The 18,309-nt window shown below is 48.2% G+C and carries 19 protein-coding genes, 1 pseudogene and 1 riboswitch; of the genes and pseudogenes, 7 read left to right on the top strand and 13 right to left on the bottom strand.

The window, feature by feature from the left end; all coding sequences use genetic code 11:
• Positions 1-27 precede the first annotated feature (27 nt).
• The 9 genes from argF to MKZ04_RS01535 all read right to left on the bottom strand — a co-directional run bounded on the left by argF (position 28) and on the right by MKZ04_RS01535 (position 10,891).
• On the bottom strand, positions 28-978 hold the full coding sequence (gene argF, locus MKZ04_RS01575) for an ornithine carbamoyltransferase (protein ID WP_020450924.1): 951 nt from the start codon (positions 976-978) through the stop codon (positions 28-30).
• Entirely contained in the window at positions 966-4,055 is a 3,090-nt protein-coding gene (locus tag MKZ04_RS01570; protein ID WP_050820919.1) for a carbamoyl phosphate synthase large subunit, read from the bottom strand. Before MKZ04_RS01570 ends, argF begins: the two co-directional genes overlap by 13 nt.
• Complete coding sequence (locus MKZ04_RS01565) at positions 4,048-5,112, bottom strand: carbamoyl phosphate synthase small subunit (RefSeq protein WP_020450922.1); 1,065 nt, start codon at positions 5,110-5,112, stop codon at positions 4,048-4,050. Before MKZ04_RS01565 ends, MKZ04_RS01570 begins: the two co-directional genes overlap by 8 nt.
• A 68-nt stretch (positions 5,113-5,180) precedes the next feature.
• Positions 5,181-6,338: an acetylornithine transaminase gene (locus MKZ04_RS01560; protein WP_143261161.1), complete on the bottom strand. Its 1,158-nt coding sequence runs from the start codon at positions 6,336-6,338 to the stop codon at positions 5,181-5,183.
• On the bottom strand, positions 6,335-7,111 hold the full coding sequence (gene argB, locus MKZ04_RS01555; protein WP_020450920.1) for an acetylglutamate kinase: 777 nt from the start codon (positions 7,109-7,111) through the stop codon (positions 6,335-6,337). The genes MKZ04_RS01560 and argB overlap by 4 nt, the downstream gene beginning before the upstream one ends.
• A gap of 13 nt (positions 7,112-7,124) precedes the next feature.
• The gene (gene argJ / locus MKZ04_RS01550) at positions 7,125-8,345 is read right to left on the bottom strand and encodes a bifunctional ornithine acetyltransferase/N-acetylglutamate synthase (protein WP_050820921.1); all 1,221 of its coding nucleotides are present in this window, start codon (positions 8,343-8,345) and stop codon (positions 7,125-7,127) included.
• Between the two features lie 19 nt (positions 8,346-8,364).
• Complete coding sequence (gene argC, locus MKZ04_RS01545; RefSeq protein ID WP_341045126.1) at positions 8,365-9,402, bottom strand: N-acetyl-gamma-glutamyl-phosphate reductase; 1,038 nt, start codon at positions 9,400-9,402, stop codon at positions 8,365-8,367.
• A gap of 350 nt (positions 9,403-9,752) precedes the next feature.
• On the bottom strand, positions 9,753-10,061 hold the full coding sequence (locus tag MKZ04_RS01540; protein ID WP_003180552.1) for a metal-sulfur cluster assembly factor: 309 nt from the start codon (positions 10,059-10,061) through the stop codon (positions 9,753-9,755).
• A gap of 62 nt (positions 10,062-10,123) precedes the next feature.
• On the bottom strand, positions 10,124-10,891 hold the full coding sequence (locus MKZ04_RS01535; RefSeq protein WP_003180551.1) for a prolyl oligopeptidase family serine peptidase: 768 nt from the start codon (positions 10,889-10,891) through the stop codon (positions 10,124-10,126).
• A 122-nt stretch (positions 10,892-11,013) separates the two neighbouring features.
• On the opposite strand from MKZ04_RS01535, the gene MKZ04_RS01530 reads away from it, so the two are divergent.
• From MKZ04_RS01530 to guaC, 4 genes are all read left to right on the top strand, one after another.
• Positions 11,014-11,826 carry a Cof-type HAD-IIB family hydrolase gene (locus MKZ04_RS01530; RefSeq protein WP_020450916.1) on the top strand — a complete coding sequence of 271 codons (813 nt, stop codon included), beginning with the start codon at positions 11,014-11,016 and terminating at the stop codon, positions 11,824-11,826.
• Positions 11,827-11,924: 98 nt separating this feature from the next.
• Positions 11,925-12,065 (top strand): hypothetical protein, encoded by a 141-nt coding sequence (locus MKZ04_RS01525; protein ID WP_003180548.1) that lies wholly within the window; start codon positions 11,925-11,927, stop codon positions 12,063-12,065.
• 1 nt (position 12,066) lies between these two features.
• Positions 12,067-12,255, top strand: a complete 189-nt coding sequence (locus MKZ04_RS01520; RefSeq protein WP_020450915.1) for a DUF3813 domain-containing protein — start codon at positions 12,067-12,069, stop codon at positions 12,253-12,255.
• Between the two features lie 176 nt (positions 12,256-12,431).
• Positions 12,432-13,412 (top strand): GMP reductase, encoded by a 981-nt coding sequence (gene guaC / locus MKZ04_RS01515; protein ID WP_341045123.1) that lies wholly within the window; start codon positions 12,432-12,434, stop codon positions 13,410-13,412.
• A gap of 87 nt (positions 13,413-13,499) precedes the next feature.
• Here the strand turns inward: guaC and MKZ04_RS01510 are convergent, their stop codons facing one another.
• On the bottom strand, positions 13,500-13,952 hold the full coding sequence (locus tag MKZ04_RS01510; protein ID WP_341045122.1) for a BsuPI-related putative proteinase inhibitor: 453 nt from the start codon (positions 13,950-13,952) through the stop codon (positions 13,500-13,502).
• Between the two features lie 15 nt (positions 13,953-13,967).
• Positions 13,968-14,810, bottom strand: coding sequence for a YitT family protein (locus MKZ04_RS01505; protein ID WP_020450912.1), 843 nt, complete (start codon positions 14,808-14,810; stop codon positions 13,968-13,970).
• A 163-nt stretch (positions 14,811-14,973) separates the two neighbouring features.
• Between MKZ04_RS01505 and MKZ04_RS01500 the strand changes: the two genes are divergently transcribed.
• Positions 14,974-15,834, top strand: coding sequence for a DegV family protein (locus tag MKZ04_RS01500; protein ID WP_341045121.1), 861 nt, complete (start codon positions 14,974-14,976; stop codon positions 15,832-15,834).
• A 243-nt stretch (positions 15,835-16,077) separates the two neighbouring features.
• Here the strand turns inward: MKZ04_RS01500 and MKZ04_RS01495 are convergent, their stop codons facing one another.
• Entirely contained in the window at positions 16,078-16,284 is a 207-nt protein-coding gene (locus MKZ04_RS01495; RefSeq protein ID WP_020450910.1) for a spore germination protein, read from the bottom strand.
• 155 nt (positions 16,285-16,439) lie between these two features.
• On the opposite strand from MKZ04_RS01495, the gene MKZ04_RS01490 reads away from it, so the two are divergent.
• A complete protein-coding gene (locus MKZ04_RS01490; RefSeq protein ID WP_023856637.1) occupies positions 16,440-16,562 on the top strand; it encodes a DUF3941 domain-containing protein in 123 nt (40 codons plus the stop codon).
• 37 nt (positions 16,563-16,599) lie between these two features.
• Here MKZ04_RS01490 and MKZ04_RS01485 read toward each other — a convergent pair.
• Positions 16,600-17,468 (bottom strand): annotated as a pseudogene (locus MKZ04_RS01485) (CvfB family protein).
• 140 nt (positions 17,469-17,608) lie between these two features.
• Here MKZ04_RS01485 and MKZ04_RS01480 point away from each other — a divergent pair.
• Complete coding sequence (locus MKZ04_RS01480; RefSeq protein WP_003180528.1) at positions 17,609-18,100, top strand: YajQ family cyclic di-GMP-binding protein; 492 nt, start codon at positions 17,609-17,611, stop codon at positions 18,098-18,100.
• Between the two features lie 77 nt (positions 18,101-18,177).
• A riboswitch (SAM riboswitch) is annotated at positions 18,178-18,289 on the top strand.
• Positions 18,290-18,309 lie beyond the last annotated feature (20 nt).

Raw genomic sequence — 18,309 nt, 5'->3', positions numbered from 1 at the left:
GATCAATTGTGATCAGCTGTTTTTTATTTAAGATAACAATGCTTTTAATAAAGCTTTTTGGACGTGCAGGCGGTTTTCAGCCTGCTGGAATACCGCTGAATTCGGGCCGTCGATGATCTCTGCGGTGACCTCTTCTTCCCTGTGGGCAGGAAGGCAGTGCAGAAAGACGTAATCCGGTTTGGCATGGGAGACAAGCGCTCTGTTGACCTGGTAAGGAGCAAAGATATTCATCCGTTCTTCGGCTTCTTTCTCTTGGCCCATGCTTGTAAACACATCAGAATAGATGACATCCGCTTGTTGAACGGCTGACACGGGGTCATTTGTGATTGTGACGGCCGCTCCGGACTCTTCGGCGAATCCCTCGGCCAGTCTTACCACTTCCTGATTCGGCTCATACCCTTCAGGCGAAGCGACCGTAATGTCGCATCCCACTTTCGCACAGCCGATTAACAGCGAATGCGCGACATTGTTTCCGTCTCCAACATAAACGGCTTTCAGCCCTTTTAATGTTCCTTTCGTCTCTTGAATCGTCAAGAGGTCACTAAGCGCCTGACACGGATGGAAAAGATCGGTCAATCCGTTGATCACGGGAATCTCGGCGTGCTTGGCAAGCTCTTCGACTTTTTCGTGTTCGAATGTGCGGATCATAATCGCGTCGACATAACCCGAAAGCACTTTCGCGGTATCTGCGATCGTTTCCCCTCTGCCCAGCTGCATGTCTTTACTGCTTAAAAACAGGGCGTTTCCGCCGAGCTGCGCCATTCCGGCTTCAAACGATACGCGCGTTCTCGTCGACGACTTTTCAAAGATCATCGCCAATGTTTTTCCTTTAAAGATGTCTTGAATTTTATTTTGCTTCATCGCTGCTGCCTCTTTCAGCAAATAAACGATCTCTTCTTTTGAAAAGTCTTTCAGGCTTAAAAAATCCTTACCCGTCAGATTGATTTCCCGGGTCGCCCCGATGTTTACAGTAGACATGTCTCCACTTCCTTTTTATATAAATCTTTAAGCGACACGGCTTTAGTCGTTCCATGCCCGCTCGTCAAAAATGCCCGTACCGTCTCTTCCTCTGTCATCACCGCCACACCGTGGGTGACGGCTTCCATTCGCTGCTTGCTCGCCTCTTTTGATTCGGCTAAATGGATGTGCAGCGCTTTGTCTTTCCGTTTGATCCAGCCTGGAAAATCGTCCGACTGTACGGTGAAACCCGCCTGTTCTGCGAGAGAACGAAGCTCGCCGGCCCCTTCCATGTAAATGCAGCCTTTCGTTTGCCAGATTCCCGCAAAGATTTTCTTCAGGGCGCTTTCCGGATTGAAGCCGACATACATGCCTTCTCCGGTCGATTTCATTTCCGGTCCAAGCTTCAAATCGACATCCTGGATAGCGTGCGATGAAAAGACCGGAAACTTCACGGCAACGCCGCGTGAGTTTTTGGCGGCGGGCTTCAACTCTTTGAGTGACGAACCGGCCAACAGCTGCGCCGCAAGCGGGATCATCGGAACCCCCATCACCTTGCTGACAACCGGAACCGTCCGGCTCGCCCTCGGATTGACTTCAAGGATGAGCAGTTCATCCGCGTCCGCTATAAATTGAATGTTCATAATACCTTTAAATCCGAGCTTGCGGACGATTTTTGCGGCAGCATCCCGCGCGGCGCTTTTCATCTCCGGAGTGACCGAAGGCCCCGGCAAAATCGCGTAGCTGTCACCTGAATGCACGCCCGCTTTTTCAATATGCTCGATATAAGTCGGGATGTAGAGATCGTCGCCATCGCTGACAAGGTCGATTTCAAACTCTTTTCCCGATACGTATTGATCGATCAGAATCGGGTAAGGCATTTGCGACGCTCCGCCCAGCAGCTCTCTGAGCTCTGCTTCGGAGTGAACGATCATCATGCCCATGCCGCCGATCACATATGACGGCCTGATCAGCACAGGATAGCCGATTTCGTTTGCTTTCTGCACCGCTTCCGCTTTTGATGAAGCCGTTTCTCCTTTAGCATGGGAAATGCCGAGCTCGTCAAGAAGCTGATAAAATTGATCACGGTCTTCAAGTATGTCAAGGGTTTCCGATGATGTCCCAAGCAGCGTGATGCCCGCTTTTTCAATCGCTTCAGCCACATTGATGGCGGATTGGCCGCCGAATTGAACAATCGCAAAATCGATATCTTCCGCTTCAGCGACATTGAGAATATGCTCGGGTGTAATCGGTTCAAAGTACAGGCGGTCTGCCATTTCATAATCCGTGCTGACGGTTTCCGGGTTGTTGTTCAGCATGATCGTTTCAAACCCGAGGTTTTTCAGCGTCATGACGCCGTGCACGGCGCTGTAGTCAAACTCGACTCCCTGGCCGATCCGTATCGGGCCGGAACCGATGATCAGGGCGCGCTTTTTCGTTTTTTGAGAGATGTCTCCGTCGCTTTTCCCAAAATACGTCGAGTAAAAATAGTTTGTCTTCGCATCAAATTCAGCTGCGCATGTATCGACGATTTTAAAGGATGCGGCAATGCCCATTTTCTTGCGGAACGCGCGCACTTCTTCTTCCGTCTTTCCGGTGAGGGAAGCGATCGTAAAGTCGGTAAATCCCTTTTCTTTTACCTTTTTCAAAAGGCTGACGGACAGCGCGTCTCCCTGTTCCATCAACATGTTTTCCAGCTGAATGATGTTAGAAAACACATGAAGGAAATAGTTATCGATTTTCGTTTTCTCGTGTATCTCGCTGATGGAAGCCCCCCTGCTCAGCAGCTCCATGACCGCAAAGAAACGGCGGTCATCAGGAGTCTCAAGCAGCTTCCACAACACTTCTGAAGATGCGCCGCCAAGTTCGGGCAAATGGGTTCCTGACGTTTTCAGCTCAAGGGATGCGACCGCTTTTTGCAGGGCCGCTTCAAGATTGCGGTCAATCGCCATGACTTCTCCCGTCGCTTTCATTTTCGTGCCGAGCTTACGGTCGGCTTGTTTGAATTTGTCGAACGGCCAGCGCGGAAATTTGACGACGACATAGTCAAGCGCAGGCTCGAAGCTGGCGTATGTCGAATCTGTGAGGGGATTTTTCAGCTCGGCAAGCGTGTAGCCGACAGCCAGTTTAGCCGCCATTTTTGCGATCGGATAGCCGGTCGCTTTTGAGGCGAGCGCCGATGAACGGCTTACTCTCGGATTCACCTCGATGACATAATAATTTTTGCTTTCCGGGTCCAGGGCGAATTGAATGTTGCAGCCGCCGACGACATCGAGCGCGGAAATGATCTTTAAGCTGGCAGAACGAAGCATTTGATAATCCGCATCCGTTAATGTCTGCGACGGGGCGACAACGATCGAATCCCCCGTATGGACGCCGACCGGATCGATGTTTTCCATATTGCAGACGGTAATGCATGTATTGTTTCTGTCACGCATGACTTCGTATTCGATTTCTTTAAAACCGGCAATGCTTTTTTCGACAAGACATTGGTGAATCGGGCTTGCGAGGAGGGCGCTTTCGATTAAAGGCAGGAACTCCTCTTTCGTCGCCGCGATGCCGCCTCCTTTTCCGCCCAATGTATAGGCCGGCCGCACGATAATCGGAAAACCGATTGAGAGCGCAAAACGAAGCGCATCATCTTGATTGTCAACAATTTCTGAATCCGGCACAGGTTCGTTCAGCTCCTTCATCAAGGCGCGGAACTTTTCCCTGTCTTCGCCCTTTTCGATCGTATCAACAGATGTTCCAAGCAGCTTTACCCCGTATGTTTTAAGAATGCCGGCCTTTTCGAGCTCGACGGCCAAATTCAGCGCTGTCTGTCCGCCCAGATTGGCGAGCAGTCCGTCCGGTTTTTCGCGCTTGATGATTTGTGTGAGGCTTTCCACTGTCAAGGGCTCAAAATAGATTTCATCTGCAAAAGATTCATCGGTCATGATGGTCGCCGGGTTGCTGTTGACAAGAATCACCCGGTAGCCTTCGCTTTTCAGCGCCATGCAACCCTGGGTTCCGGAGTAGTCGAATTCAGCGGCCTGCCCGATGATAATCGGCCCCGACCCGATAACGAGAATGCTTTTGATGGTTTGATCTTTAGGCATGGGCGATCTCTCTCCTTGCTTCGTTCAATTTCTGCAAATATTCGCCGAATATCCACTCGCTTTCAGCCGGTCCCGGATGGGCTTCCGGATGAAACTGAACGGATATGACAGGCAGTGTTTTATGCATCAGCCCTTCTACTGAACCGTCGTTGACATGATAAAATCTGACGGAAAATTCATTTTCGCTGATGGTGTCCCGATCGACGACATAGCTGTGGTTTTGGCTTGTCATGAACACGCGTCCGGTCTCTTTGTCCATGACCGGATGATTGGCTCCCCTGTGGCCGAACGGAAGCTTATACGTGTCGCTTCCGAATGCGAGCGCGATCAGCTGGTGCCCGAGACAGATGCCGAGAGTCGGATAGGAAGAGATGATATCCCGGAGTGCATCCATATATGGAAGGATCGCTTTCGGATCGCCCGGCCCGTTTGAAAGGACGATCCCGTCCGGATTCAGCTTTGAAATGCCGTCCATCTCTTGATAGGGAACGACCGTTACTTTGCAGCCCCGGTTTGCAAGCGATGAAGCGATCGACTTTTTATAGCCGAAATCGATCACCGCAATATGCGTATTGCCTTCCCTAAAGGCGCCGTTTTCGTTTTGTCCGGCAACCTGTGCCGCATAGTTTTCCAGCTGGCGCGGAGCCGGAATGCCGTCCTTTTGTTTCGTCAGTCTGGCATTCAGCGTCCCCTTTGCCCTGATATGCTGAACAACCGCTCTTGTGTCCACGTGCGATAAAAGCGGAACATCCCACTTCGCCAAGTATTCCCGAAGGCTTTCTGTCGCCTGATGATGGGAAAACCTGTCGCACGCTTCATAGACGACAACCCCTTTCACCTGAGGCCGCTTGCTTTCATCATCGCTTTCGTTTATTCCGTAGTTGCCAATCAGCGGGTACGTAAAGACAATAATCTGGCCTTTATAAGAAGGGTCTGTCAAAACCTCCTGATAGCCGGTCATGCCCGTAAAAAAGACGACTTCACCGGTGCAGCCGTCAAGACCGTCCAGTTCACCGCTGAAGGATGTACCATCTTCAAGAACTAAATATCCTTCCATCTTAAGCCCACCTTTGATGAATAAATAATGATATTCATGAATTTTTATACTTACATATCGAAAAAAAATTACTGTTTTACAGCTGAATGATCTGCCATGACAGCTTTCAGTTTTTCCACGGCCGCTTTGATTTCACTTTTCGCAACCGTCAATGGCGGCAGAAGTCTGATGACGTTCGGACCCGCGGGAAGAACGAGCAAACCTTCCTTTTGAAGCGCTTCGATCAGCGGCTGTACAGGTTCCTTGCACTCGATTCCGGCGATCAGCCCTTTCCCGCGGATATCTTTTACAAGCGGAAATTGAAGCTTTTCTTTCAGCTGTTGATGCAAAAATGCTCCTTTGGCGCTCACTTCTTCAAGAAAGCTGCTTTCAAAAATGGTCTCCAACGTGGCGTTTGCCGCAGCCATCGCCAGCATGTTCCCTCCGAATGTCGAGCCGTGGGAACCCGGATAGAACGCTTCTGAAAGCTCTTTTTTCCCGATCACGGCTCCGACCGGAAAACCGCTGCCCAGTCCTTTCGCGACGGTGATGATATCAGGTGACAGCCCTTCGTATTCATATCCGAAAGCTTTACCGGTGCGTCCAATTCCGGTTTGAACTTCGTCGACGATAAGGAGAGCCTGCTTATCGCGGCAAAAATCTTGAACGCTCTGCAGAAATTCCCTGCTCGCAGGGATGACGCCGCCTTCGCCTTGAATCGGCTCGAGCATCACTGCCGCGATATCTTTTTCATCCTGCAATTCGGCAAATGCTTTCGGCTCGTTGTAAGGTAAGTAGTGGAATCCTTCAAGCATCGGTCCGAATCCGAGCTTGATCTTTTCCTGTCCGGTTGCGGCCATTCCCGCATACGTGCGTCCGTGGAACGATTGCTGAAACGTTATGATTTTTGTTTTTTGCGTATGTTTTCGTGCGAGCTTCACCGCCCCTTCATTCGCTTCTGCCCCGCTGTTGCAAAAGAAGACGAGATCGCCTGCACTGTTTTTGGCAAGAAGCTGTGCAACCTTTTCTTGAAGCTCATTTTGAAACAGATTGGAAACATGCCAGACATCATCAAGCTGTTTTTTGACAGCAGCTGTCACTGAATCGGGGCAATGCCCGAGATTGCAGACCGCGATTCCCTGGACGAAATCAAGATAAGCGTTCCCCTTCTCATCCTGAACGATCGTGCCTTTCGCTTTTTTAATATTGATATTCCAGCGGCTGTACGTCTGAAATAAATGACTCACGATACGGCCTCCTTTTGTTTAATGATTTTCGTGCCGATGAAATCGTCTTTCGTGAGGAAAGATCCTTTTCCGCTCACGATCATCACTTCATCCACTTCATCTGTGAGGGCTTCTTTTGCAGAATGCACTTTTGGTATCATGCCTCCCGAGATCACGCCTTCAGCAATCAGGCTTTCGATGTCTGCCGGCGTCAGCTCTTTCAGCATTTCTTCGTTTTTCATAATCCCTTTAACGTCTGTCACAAACATTAATTTGTCAGCGTGCAAGGCTGCCGCAACAGCCGACGCCGCCAAATCGGCGTTCACATTCAAAGTCTCACAGCCATCCGTCATCGAGAGGGGGGCGATAACCGGAATAAAGCCTTTTTCCATGAGCGCTTCGGCCATTCGGCCGTTTACTTTTTTAATGCGCCCGACCTGACCGTATTCTTTTTCATTTAAATAGTCGGCAAGGAGCAGTCCCCCGTCTTTTCCTGATACTCCGACAGCCGGAAGGCCGTGCTTTGTCAGCTCGGCAACGAAAAATTTGTTGATCGAACCGGATAAGACCATTTCAGCGACTTCAAGAACCGCTTTTGTCGTCTTACGCTGTCCGTTGACGAATTCGCTTCGAATATTGAGTTTCTTCAGCATCTTTGTAATATCGGGCCCGCCCCCGTGGACGAGTGCGATTTTCCAGCCGCTTTCGGTCAGCTCTTTCAGATTTTGAAAAAATTCGTCCGATAGTTCGCGGATGACGCTTCCGCCGCATTTAAAAACGATTGTTTTATCCATTGTGATCCCCTTTTTACGTCCGATAGCTCGCATTGATTTTGACGTATTCATAAGTTAAATCGCAGCCCCAAGCCGTACCTTTTCCGTCACCTTCCTGCAAGCGAACCTCGATTTTCACTTCGCTGTTTTCTAAATATGTTTTGGCCAGCTCTTCTGAAAACGGCTGCGGTTCGTTATTTTTAAAAAGGCATTGGCCGCCCAGGTAGATTTCTACCTTCTCCGGTGTCACAGCAGCCATGCTGTCTCCGATCGCGACAATGATTCTGCCCCAGTTCGCATCCGTTCCGTAAACCGCGGTTTTTACAAGGTTTGAGCCGACGATTTTTTTGGCGATGATTTGCGCTTCAAGATTGCTTTTCGCACCGTTCACTTCAACCTCGATCAGCTTTGTCGCCCCTTCCCCGTCTCTCGCGATTTGTTTGGCGAGGTCTGTGCAGGCAAGCTGCAGGCCTTTTTTGAAAACCGGCCAATCTTCGTGTTCTTCATGGAGGCGCTCATTTCCGGCGCATCCGTTCGCCATGACGAGCACCATATCGTTAGTCGATGTGTCGCCGTCGACTGTGATCTGGTTGAATGAAACGTCCGTAATTTCCCTTAATGCCCTTTGCAGCGCGCTTTCTTCGATGCATGCATCTGTTGTGACAAAGCCGAGCATCGTCGCCATATTCGGGTGGATCATTCCCGACCCTTTGGCTGCTCCGCCAATCGTCACTCTTTGACCGCCGATCGTCAGTTCATAGCACGTTTGTTTGATCACCGTGTCTGTCGTTAAGATCGCTTCTTCGAAATCGCCTTCGGCAGGCTCAGTCTCGGCGAGAAGGCTGATGCCTTTTGTAATGCTTTCCATATTGAGGTATTCGCCGATGACGCCGGTTGAGGACACGGCCACCAGTTCCGGCTCGATCCCAAGCATATCAGCGCTTTGGCGGCGCATCTCATATGCATCTTTTAAGCCCTGCTCTCCCGTACATGCGTTGGCATTTGCGCTGTTGACGATGACGGCTTGCAGATGCGCGCTTTTTTTGAGACTTTCCTGCGTCACCTTGATCGGCGCAGCCTGAAAGTGGCTTTGCGTATAAACGGCGGCGCTCACCGCCGGTCTTGAGCTGATGATAATTCCAAGATCCTTTTTTGAATAGCGGAGGCCGCAGTGAACCCCTTTTGCCAAATAGCCTTTAGGCGAAGCGACATTTCCGTCTGTTTTTTTTATGCTGTCTTGACTCACCTGAATCATATGTTTGTTCTCTCCCGTCTTATGGATAAATTGGCGTAAATTCAAGCCCGGCGGTTTCGCTCCAGCCGTTCATAATGTTGAAGTTTTGAACAGCCTGACCCGCGGCTCCCTTCATCAAGTTATCGATCACTGACACAATTGTCACTCTGTTCGTCCGTTCATCAACGGTAACGCCGATATCGCAAAAATTGCTGCCGTACACCTCTTTAGTTGCAGGGAACGAACCGGGTTCTCTCACTCTGACAAAGTATGAATCTTTATAAAATTTTGAAAAAATAAGTTGGAGCTGTTCGGCATCCATGCTGTCTTTCAGTTCTGTGTAGATGGTCGCCATAATGCCCCTTGTCATCGGAACTAAATGCGTGCTGAATGTGATCGGTTTAAATGCGGAGTCCCATTGTTTAACAATCTGCTCGATTTCAGGCGTATGCTGGTGTTCGTTTACCTTATATATTTTGAAATTGTCATTGATCTCTGAAAAGTGAGTGCCCATCGACGCCTTTCTGCCTGCTCCCGATACCCCTGTTTTCGCATCGATGATGACAAAAGATTCGTTGATGCTGCCGCTTTTGACGAGCGGCGCCAAGCCGAGAAGAACCGCTGTCGGGAAACAACCTGGATTGGCTATGTACTGCGCCGTTTTAATGTCTTCCCGATTCAGCTCAGACAGTCCGTATACCGCTTTTTGAAGCACGTGTTCAGGCGCGGCTTCCCTTTTATACCATTTTTCATAGACGCTCGGGTTCTGCAGCCTGAGATCGCCGGACAGGTCAATGATCGGTATGTCATATGCATCAAACTGTGGCGTCAGCCGGCTGGATACCCCCGAAGGCGCAGCCATAAATAAAAAATCGATTTCGTTCGCAATTTTCTTTACTTCGATCGGTTGCAGGTGTTGATCTGTCAGTTTCATAAGGTGCGGGTATGCGGCATCATAGCGGGCTCCCTCATCACTCGATGAATACAATATGCATTCATCTGCATAAGGGTGCAACTTCATAATCCTCATAATCTCTGCCCCTCCATAGCCAGTAGCACCTATAATACCTATTTTCAAAACAAGTTCACCTTCTTGGTCTTTGTGAAATTATTTAACATTATAACATGAATAAAAATTAATTCAATTGTATATTTAATATTTTTTGTTCATCTTTCATATTGGTTCTTTCCTCCCGCCGGCAGTCCTTTTTCAGCGGCTTGGTCGTTCCCATCTTCCCGGATTCTCCGCTTTTCAAACCGGAGAATGTGCCGGCTGGCGTTTTTGCAATAAAAAAAGAACGCTTGTACAAGCGTTCTTTTTATAACGGGAGTAGCGATCTGCCTGGATACGCCCGTGTTATCTATTACGGCGGCTCCCTTTTCAAAACAGAAAGAGCCTGTCAACGGTTGAGCAGGCTCTGGAAACGTTTATTGGATGCCAAGTGCGATTTTCGCATATCGCGACATTTTGTCCCGTGTCCAAGGCGGATTCCAGACGATATGAACGTCAACTTCCTTGACTTCGGGAATATCTGCGAGCGCTTTTTTGACTTCATCCACAATGATCGGCGCCAGCGGACAGCCCATTGAAGTCAAAGTCATAGTCACGTCAGTTTTTCCGTTTTCATCCATATCCACGTCATATACAAGGCCGAGATTGACGATATCGACGCCCAGTTCAGGGTCAACGACCTGTTCAAGGGCGCCCATGATGTTCTCTTTTAATGCTTCATCCACTCTTCCTCACTCCTTTTTTCATCAGTATAACGCACTTCTTTCATTTTCTAAACCGATAGCACTTAAAGGTGCGCATCAAACCATTCGACTGTTTTCAAAAGGCCTTCCCTTGATACTTTATGCCCGGCCCGCTCATCTTCGATAAAATGCAGCAAATCAGGCCGAGTTTCATACAGCGGAATCGTCGATTCATAGAAGCGGCGCGCCAAAGCAAACGGAACGGTGCCATCCTGTTTGCCGTGCCAAAATAAAAGCGGCCTCATCTTCAATTTGTCCGGCTGCAGACTCAAGTCAAAACGCTTCAGTTTATCGCGCTGCTGTTCGATTTGTCCTTCTGTGAAAGGAAGTTCAATTTTCTTTTCACGCATAAAAGCGAGCTGTTGATCAAAAAATTCTACATAGGCGGGACTGCCCATTAAACTGACGGCAGTTGTAATCCATTCGTATTGTGTCAAAGCGCCGAGCGTGACAATACCGCCCATCGAAGTTCCGGCGGCGCCGATACGGCCCTTTTCAATCAGGTTTTCCTGTTCAAAGTGGTTTTTCAGCACTTCGAGCTCTTTGATTTCATTCGTGACGATCTCCCAAAACCTCGGGGCGAGCTCTTCCTGAGTGAGCTGTTCTTCCCTCTCCCCGTGATAAAGAGCCTCAGGCAGGACCACGCGCATTCCTTTTTCGGCAAGCAGATATGCGAAGTGAAGGTTATGCTCTTTTGCGCTTGTAAAACCATGTATGAAGAAAACAAGAGGAAGAGCTTTCTCTTTTTTCTCCTCTTTTACAATATGCAAAAGAGGAATGTTTGAAATATGTTGCTTCTCGATTATGATCACGACTGTTTCTTCCTCCTTTTAGGATGTCCATCATCATAAGTTTAACATGTAGACAATAAAGAAGGTAAAAAGATACACTATAGGTAAGTCAGAACTTTCAAATTCACAACAAAGGAGCATTTATGGAGACAAAACCATATTTAATTGCATTGGACTTAGACGGTACATTATTAAAAGACGACAAGACCATCTCGGAAAGCTCCAGCGACGTCATCCGCAAGCTGCGGGAAGATGGACATTACGTGTGCATTTCTACGGGAAGACCGTTCCGAGCAAGCTCCGTGTATTATGATCAGCTCCAGCTCGATACGCCGATCGTCAATTTCAACGGGGCGTTTGTCCATCATCCTAAAGATCAAAGCTGGGGACGCTTCCATACATCTCTTGATCTCGAGGTGGTCAAACAGATCATTGAAGTCAGCGAGACATACAACGTACATAATATCCTTGCTGAAATTGTCGATGATGTTTATTTTCATTATCATGACGAAAAACTGATTGATGTCTTTACGATGGGCAGCCCGAATATTACGGTCGGAGATTTAAGGACAAACCTCGGCCAAGATGTGACAAGCGTACTGATCCACGCAAAAGAAGAGGATGTTCCGGCGATCCGCTCCTACCTGTCAGACGTTCACGCGGAGATGGTCGATCATAGAAGATGGGCGGCTCCGTGGCATGTGATCGAACTGATTAAAAGCGGCATCAATAAAGCGGTCGGCTTAGAGAAAATCACGGACTATTACGGGATACCGCCTGAGCGGGTCATTGCCTTCGGCGATGAAGACAACGACCTTGAAATGCTTGAGTTCGCGGGCTGCGGCGTGGCGATGGGCAACGGCATCGAAGGGGTAAAAAGCGTTGCAAACAAGGTTACAAAATCAAACGAAGAAGACGGAATCGCAGTCTTTTTGAAGGACTACTTCGCTTTATAATATTATAATTTGCCATTCATAAACGGCTTTTCAAAACGGCAATACTATGAGAAGACGGCCGCACCGGACCGTCACTCGTGTTAAGGGGGAATTTCAAGATGGGTAAACGCAGCAAATCAAAACGGTTTATTCAGCAAGGCAAGGATTCGCTTAAACAGCATGCCGCCAGGTTCCCTTACCGCTCCACATTAGAAGAGGCTGAACAAAAGAGCGGCCCGACGGAATGCGGAGGGCTGTAACATGAGAAACGAACTGTTTCAAATGGCCAAAGCAGCCGTTCATGAAGCTGAAGCTTCGACGGATTCAGGCGAAAAGGCGAAAGCCGTTGCAAGAGCCAAAAACGCCCTTTCCTCGGCATACGCCAATTCAACTGATGCCGAACGGCGCCAGCTTCACGATCTTCAGGAGCAGCTAGATCAACGATCATAACAACACGCCGGCTTTTTGACAGCCGGAGAGGAGTCTGTGCCATCGGCACGGCTCCTTTTTTATGTTCAAATTTCAAAACATAAAAATTTGACATCGGAAGCAAAAGGAAGTACATTATAAAAGGCGAACATTTTATATAACAAATAAATAAATATTCGTTTTTGGGGGTTTTTATATTGGAAAACGTGTTTGATTACGAGGATATTCAACTAATTCCTGCAAAGTGCATCGTCAAGAGCCGCTCTGAATGTGATCCGTCCGTGCAGTTCGGCGGAAGAACATTTAAACTGCCTGTGGTGCCCGCCAATATGCAGACCATTATAGATGAAAAGCTGGCTGTTTCATTAGCGGAAAACGGTTACTTTTATGTGATGCACCGCTTTGAGCCGGAAACACGGATCGATTTTGTAAAAGACATGAAGGCGCGCGGTTTGTTTTCTTCAATCAGCGTCGGAGTCAAAGATGACGAATACGCGTTTATCGAAGAGCTGGTGAAAGAGAATCTCACGCCTGATTACATCACGATCGATATCGCTCACGGTCACTCGAACGCCGTCATCAATATGATTCAGCAAATTAAAAAACATCTTCCGGACAGCTTCGTGATCGCAGGAAATGTCGGAACGCCCGAAGCTGTGAGAGAACTTGAAAACGCCGGCGCCGACGCTACAAAAGTCGGCATCGGTCCCGGAAAAGTCTGCATTACAAAAATTAAAACCGGTTTTGGAACGGGCGGCTGGCAGCTGGCTGCGCTGCGCTGGTGTGCAAAAGCGGCGAGCAAGCCGATCATTGCAGACGGCGGCATCCGCACTCACGGGGACATCGCCAAATCGGTCAGATTCGGAGCGACAATGGTCATGATCGGTTCGCTGTTTGCCGGACACGAAGAATCGCCGGGGGCAACGATCGAAAAAGACGGCAAGCTTTACAAAGAATATTTCGGTTCGGCTTCTGAGTACCAAAAAGGTGAAAAGAAAAATGTCGAAGGCAAAAAAATGTACGTGGAGCATAAAGGCGCGATCATGGATACGCTGACAGAAATGGAACAGGATCTGCAGTCATCCATTTCTTACGCGGGAGGAAACAAGCTCGATGCGATCCGCAACGTAGACTACGTTATCGTTAAAAATTCTATTTTCAACGGGGATCAATATTAACGGTCACAGGCGTGTTCAGGCAGCCGCCTTCCCTTCTGCTTGACAGCATACAAAAAGGCATCCTTCCCGGGATGCCTTTTTTGACGGCTATTTCACTTCAAACGATTTGCCGGCCCTCAAAGTTGCAAACTGTTCCGATCTTCCCAAAAATGTCACGTTTACTTCATATGTGCCGGATTCAGGCACCTCTTTCCATACATCAGTAAAATCGTAAGACTCTTTCGGTTTGAGCGTCATCGTCTGGAACGCCTGCGTAAACATTTTTCCTTTCGAATAGCGGTACCTTTCATTCCCTTCTTTGTCGCTGACGATCAGTTCAAATTTCTGTCCGCTGCTGAATTCAAACTCTGCCACATCATCCGTATGGTTGACAACCGACATCCGAAATTCGATTTCTCCCTGCTTCTGAACGGGTTCAACCGTTAATGTTACACTCCCGTTATTCACTTCCCCTGATACCTCCTTATCGGGGACTTGATCCCCGTTTTGCCCGCATCCACCGACAAACAGCAACATTACCATCATGGAAATCAGCCGCATTCATTCACCCTTTCATTAATCTTTGCGGAAAAACCCTAAAACCTGCGTTGTCTGCACGACGTTTGTGAAAGCATTTGGATCCACTTCATTAATGATTTTTTCCAAGTCGTATAATTCGTATCTTGTAATCACAATGATCATCATTTCTTTCTGTTCATTCGTAAAGGCGCCTTTCGCCGGAACGGTTGTAATGCCGCGGACCATCTTTCCGTAAATCGCTTCTTTGATCTCCTCCGCTTTCTTTGTGACAATCATAACGGTGAGCTTGGCGTGACGGGTGTGGATGGCATCGATCACCCTGGTTGTCACATATAGTGTAACGAGCGTATATAATGCTTTCTCCCACCCGTTCAATAATCCTGCTGTTAAAATGATCGCACCGTTTAAAATAAAGAAATAGGTGCCGACCGGTTTGTCTTTCCACTTCGCCAGGATCATCGCGATAATATCCAAACCGCCCGTTGAAGCCCCGTATTTAAGGGTCAGGCCGATTCCGACCGCGGCGATCACCCCGCCGAACACGGCGTTCAGCAAAATATCGTTTGACAGGCTCGCCTCAGGGAGCATTCCTAAAAAGACCGTCGTCAAGGCTACGCTCAAAATGCTGTAAACCGTAAATGAGCGCCCGACCTTCAGCCAACCCAGAATCCCGACGGGAATGTTTAAAATAAACAATAGCGTCCCCGTTGAAAAGTAAATCGGGCTGTACTGGTCAAGCGCACTCGATAAAAGCTGCGCTACCCCCGTAAAGCCGCTGGCGTAAACATCGGCGGGAATCAGAAACAGATTCAATCCGATGGCATTTAACAAGGCGCCGATGATGACAATGAACAATTTTTTTGCTTCAGCTATGACCATATTTAGTTCCTCCGCTACTTTCGTATATATTTGGTTTACCCTTAAAACAATATTTTGAAAACGTCAATGTAAAAATATATGATATAGTTGACCTAAAAAACGAAATATACCGAAGGACAGTTTGGCGTCCTTTTCAACCATTTTTTAGAAAGAAGGGGTTCAAATGAACGTTCACCTTTTAGCAGACAGTGCGGCAGATTTGCCGAAATCTTTTTATGATGAACATCACATCTCATTTATTCCGTTAAAGGTGCTGCTTGATGAAAAAGAGTACGATGACCTTCTGACGATTCAGCCTCTGGACGTTTATGAAGCGATGCGCGAAGGCAAAGCGCCGAAAACGTCCCAGCCGTCCATGATGCGGTTCAAGAATGCATTCAGCGAGCTGGCCGGCGAAAACAACCCCGCTCTCTATATCGCCTTTTCTTCAGAGCTTTCCGGAACATACCAGACGGCTGTGATGGCAGCAAACGAAGTCAAGGAAGAGTTCCCTGATTTCGATCTGCGGATCATCGACTCAAAATGCGCTTCATTAGGCTATGGGCTCGCGGTTAAGCACGCCCTTAAACTCGCAACTAACGGCAATACAATACAAGAAATTGAATCGTCTGTAAAGGACTTTTGCGAACATCTTGAACATATTTTTACCGTAGATGACCTGACTTATTTGGCAAGAGGCGGAAGAATCAGCAAAGCATCGGCATTTGTCGGCGGTTTGCTGAATATTAAACCGCTCCTGCATGTTGAAGACGGCAAGCTTGTCCCCTTGGAAAAAATCCGCGGCAAAAAGAAGCTGCTCAAACGGATGATCGATTTGATGAAAGAAAGAAGCGTCGATTTGAGCGGACAGACGGTCGGCATCAGCCACGGAGATGACGAAGAGACGGCCGAAGAGGTCAAACGGATGATCGAAGCCGAATTTCAGCCGGGGGAAATCGTCGTCAACATGGTCGGTTCAGCGGTCGGCGCCCATTCCGGCCCCGGAACATTGGCGGTCTTTTTTCCGGGGAAAGACAAAAGATAAGGTAAAACAGAGGCCTGCTTGATAAAAGCAGGCCTTAGATTGTTGACAAAATCCCAAAACGGCTCTTAGTTTTGGGATTTTGTCATCCTATCAGCGTGATTGAAAACCCTTGCAGTTTAGGAAGGCCGAGCATCGGAGCGGAGCGAATGTTGCAATTCGTGAGCACCGACGCGCAGGCCTGACAACGAATGCGAGGGTTTGTCGACACGCTGAGGCCTGCTTGATAAAAGCAGGCCTTCTTCGTCAGCTGTCTTCGGTGACTGTTCCTTCAGCGGCGGCCGGTGTAAGCGCTCCATCAAGAAAACCGGCAGCCGCTGTCGCGACATCAGGACCTCCAGACCCCTCGACCACTTTTTCCATTGTGATCGGACAAATTTTAAACGCACCGCCAAAATTGACGACTCCTCCTGCCGAAACACTTTGAATGTAAACTGAGCAGCAATGTTTCATACCAAGTCTCCTTTTTTTGGGTCTTATGATATGTGTATGCTGGCGGTACAAGGAGGCATAAACTTCCCGGCAAAAAACATCGCGGTTGGGAGAGTACATAGTTTCGCCGGCAGTGTGCAAGCTAAAAGCGACATTTTGACAGGAGGTGCTTCCTCATGAAAGATGATGATAAAAAGCCAGTTGACAACAACGCCGTCAACCAGCAGAAAAACCGGCTCGCTGAAAAGAACAGACAAGCCGGTAAACACCAGGAATCAAAGAAGCCTGATCACTTGTAAAAAACCGGCGGCGTCCTCATCGGACGCCGCCTCATATTTATTTTTTCTCGTATGTCCAGCCCTCTTCCTGATAGATTTTATCCTGTTTCATCAGATGGCCGAGCGCCCTTTTAAATGCTGCTTTGCTCATGTTGAAGCGCTCTTTGATATCCTCAGGGTCGCTTTTATCCCAGAACGGCATCGCGCCGTTTCTCGTTCTCATATAAGTCAAAATTTGTTCTGCATCAACCGATAGGGCATCCTGCTTTCTTGGCAGAAGCGACAGATTAACAGAACCGTCTTCTTTTACTTTGATCACCCTTGCGGTCAGCTTTTCCCCAAGCCTCGGCTCTTCCTTTCGCTCAGAAGAATGGATAAAGCCTCTGATGCCGGTTTCGGAAATCATAAAAGAGCCTGATGCGATCAAGCGGTAGATCGTTCCGGTGAGCTCTTTATTCATCAGACCGGGTGAAGCTTCACTAAACAGCTCGCTGATCTTATCCTCCGGCGCCGGTTTGGCAAACATCCTTCCGTGCCCCGTGATTTTCAGCATACAGTACAGCCTGTCCCCTTTTTGCGGCCATACTGATTCATACGGCGGGAGATGCTCTGTCGCAACGAGGGCGTCCTTCGAGAGCCCGACATCGACGAAAACCCCCATGCCGCTGACGGCATCAACGACTTCCACCCAGCCGTACTGTTCAGCGCTGATCATCGGCTTTCTCATCGTAGCCGCCAAGCGATCTTCATGATCGACATATAAAAAGACATCGACCTCTTCTCTGTCTTCAATATCCTCCGTGATCTCGCTCTGATGCAGAAGGACCGCCGTTTCGCCGTCCGTCAAAAAGTAACCGTAATCGGCTTTATGATCTATTTTCAATGTTAGCTGCTGTCCTGGTTTCATACTGTTTCTTCCTTTCTTATCCGCCTGTTTTTCTTTTTCTTATTATTCCTCCAATGTTAAAATTATTGCCGGATCGCGGCCAGGCAAACCGCTCGATATTGGAAGTTTCACCTTATTCTACTATAATTGACTCATAAGTAAAATGGATGGAGGTTTTCACATGGCGAAAGAAAGCTCATTTGATATCGTCTCAAAGGTTGAACTGCCTGAAGTTCAAAACGCAATTCAGACCGCTCTCAAGGAAATCGGCACACGCTATGATTTCAAAGGGTCAAAAAGCAGCATCACACTCGAAGGAGACGAGCTCGTTCTCGTATCGGACGACGAATTTAAAATGAACCAGCTGAAAGACGTGCTTGTCGGCAAACTGATCAAGCGGAACGTCCCGACGAAAAACATCGAATACTCAAAGCTTGAGAACGCTTCAGGCGGCACGGTCAGACAGCGCGGAAAACTAGTTCAGGGCATCGACAAAGAAAACGCGAAAAAAATCAATAACCTGATAAAAAAATCGGGTCTGAAAGTTAAATCGCAAGTGCAGGATGATCAAGTCCGCGTAACCGGAAAAAATAAAGACGACCTTCAGCAAATCATCGCGATGGTGAGGGAAGCCGACCTGCCGATTGATGTCCAATTTATAAATTTTCGATAAATTCTTAATTTACTGTTGATTATTCCCCCGATTTTCGGTAAATTGAGTAAAAGTAATCAATAGAAACTAAATAGCTGTTCTTATCAAGAGAGGCAGAGGGACTGGCCCAATGAAGCCTCAGCAACCGGTGAATGAATATTCATGACCAAGGTGCTAAATCCAGCAAGCAGTCTGCTTGGAAGATAAGAAGACGGACAATGTCGATGAAA

Origin of the sequence: Bacillus sp. FSL W7-1354 (assembly GCF_038002405.1) — a bacterium.
In the GTDB taxonomy this organism is placed as follows: Bacteria; Bacillota; Bacilli; order Bacillales; family Bacillaceae; genus Bacillus; species Bacillus paralicheniformis.
The sequence above is the reverse complement of the archived record's forward strand: the minus strand, read 5'-3'. Positions and strand labels throughout refer to the sequence as shown.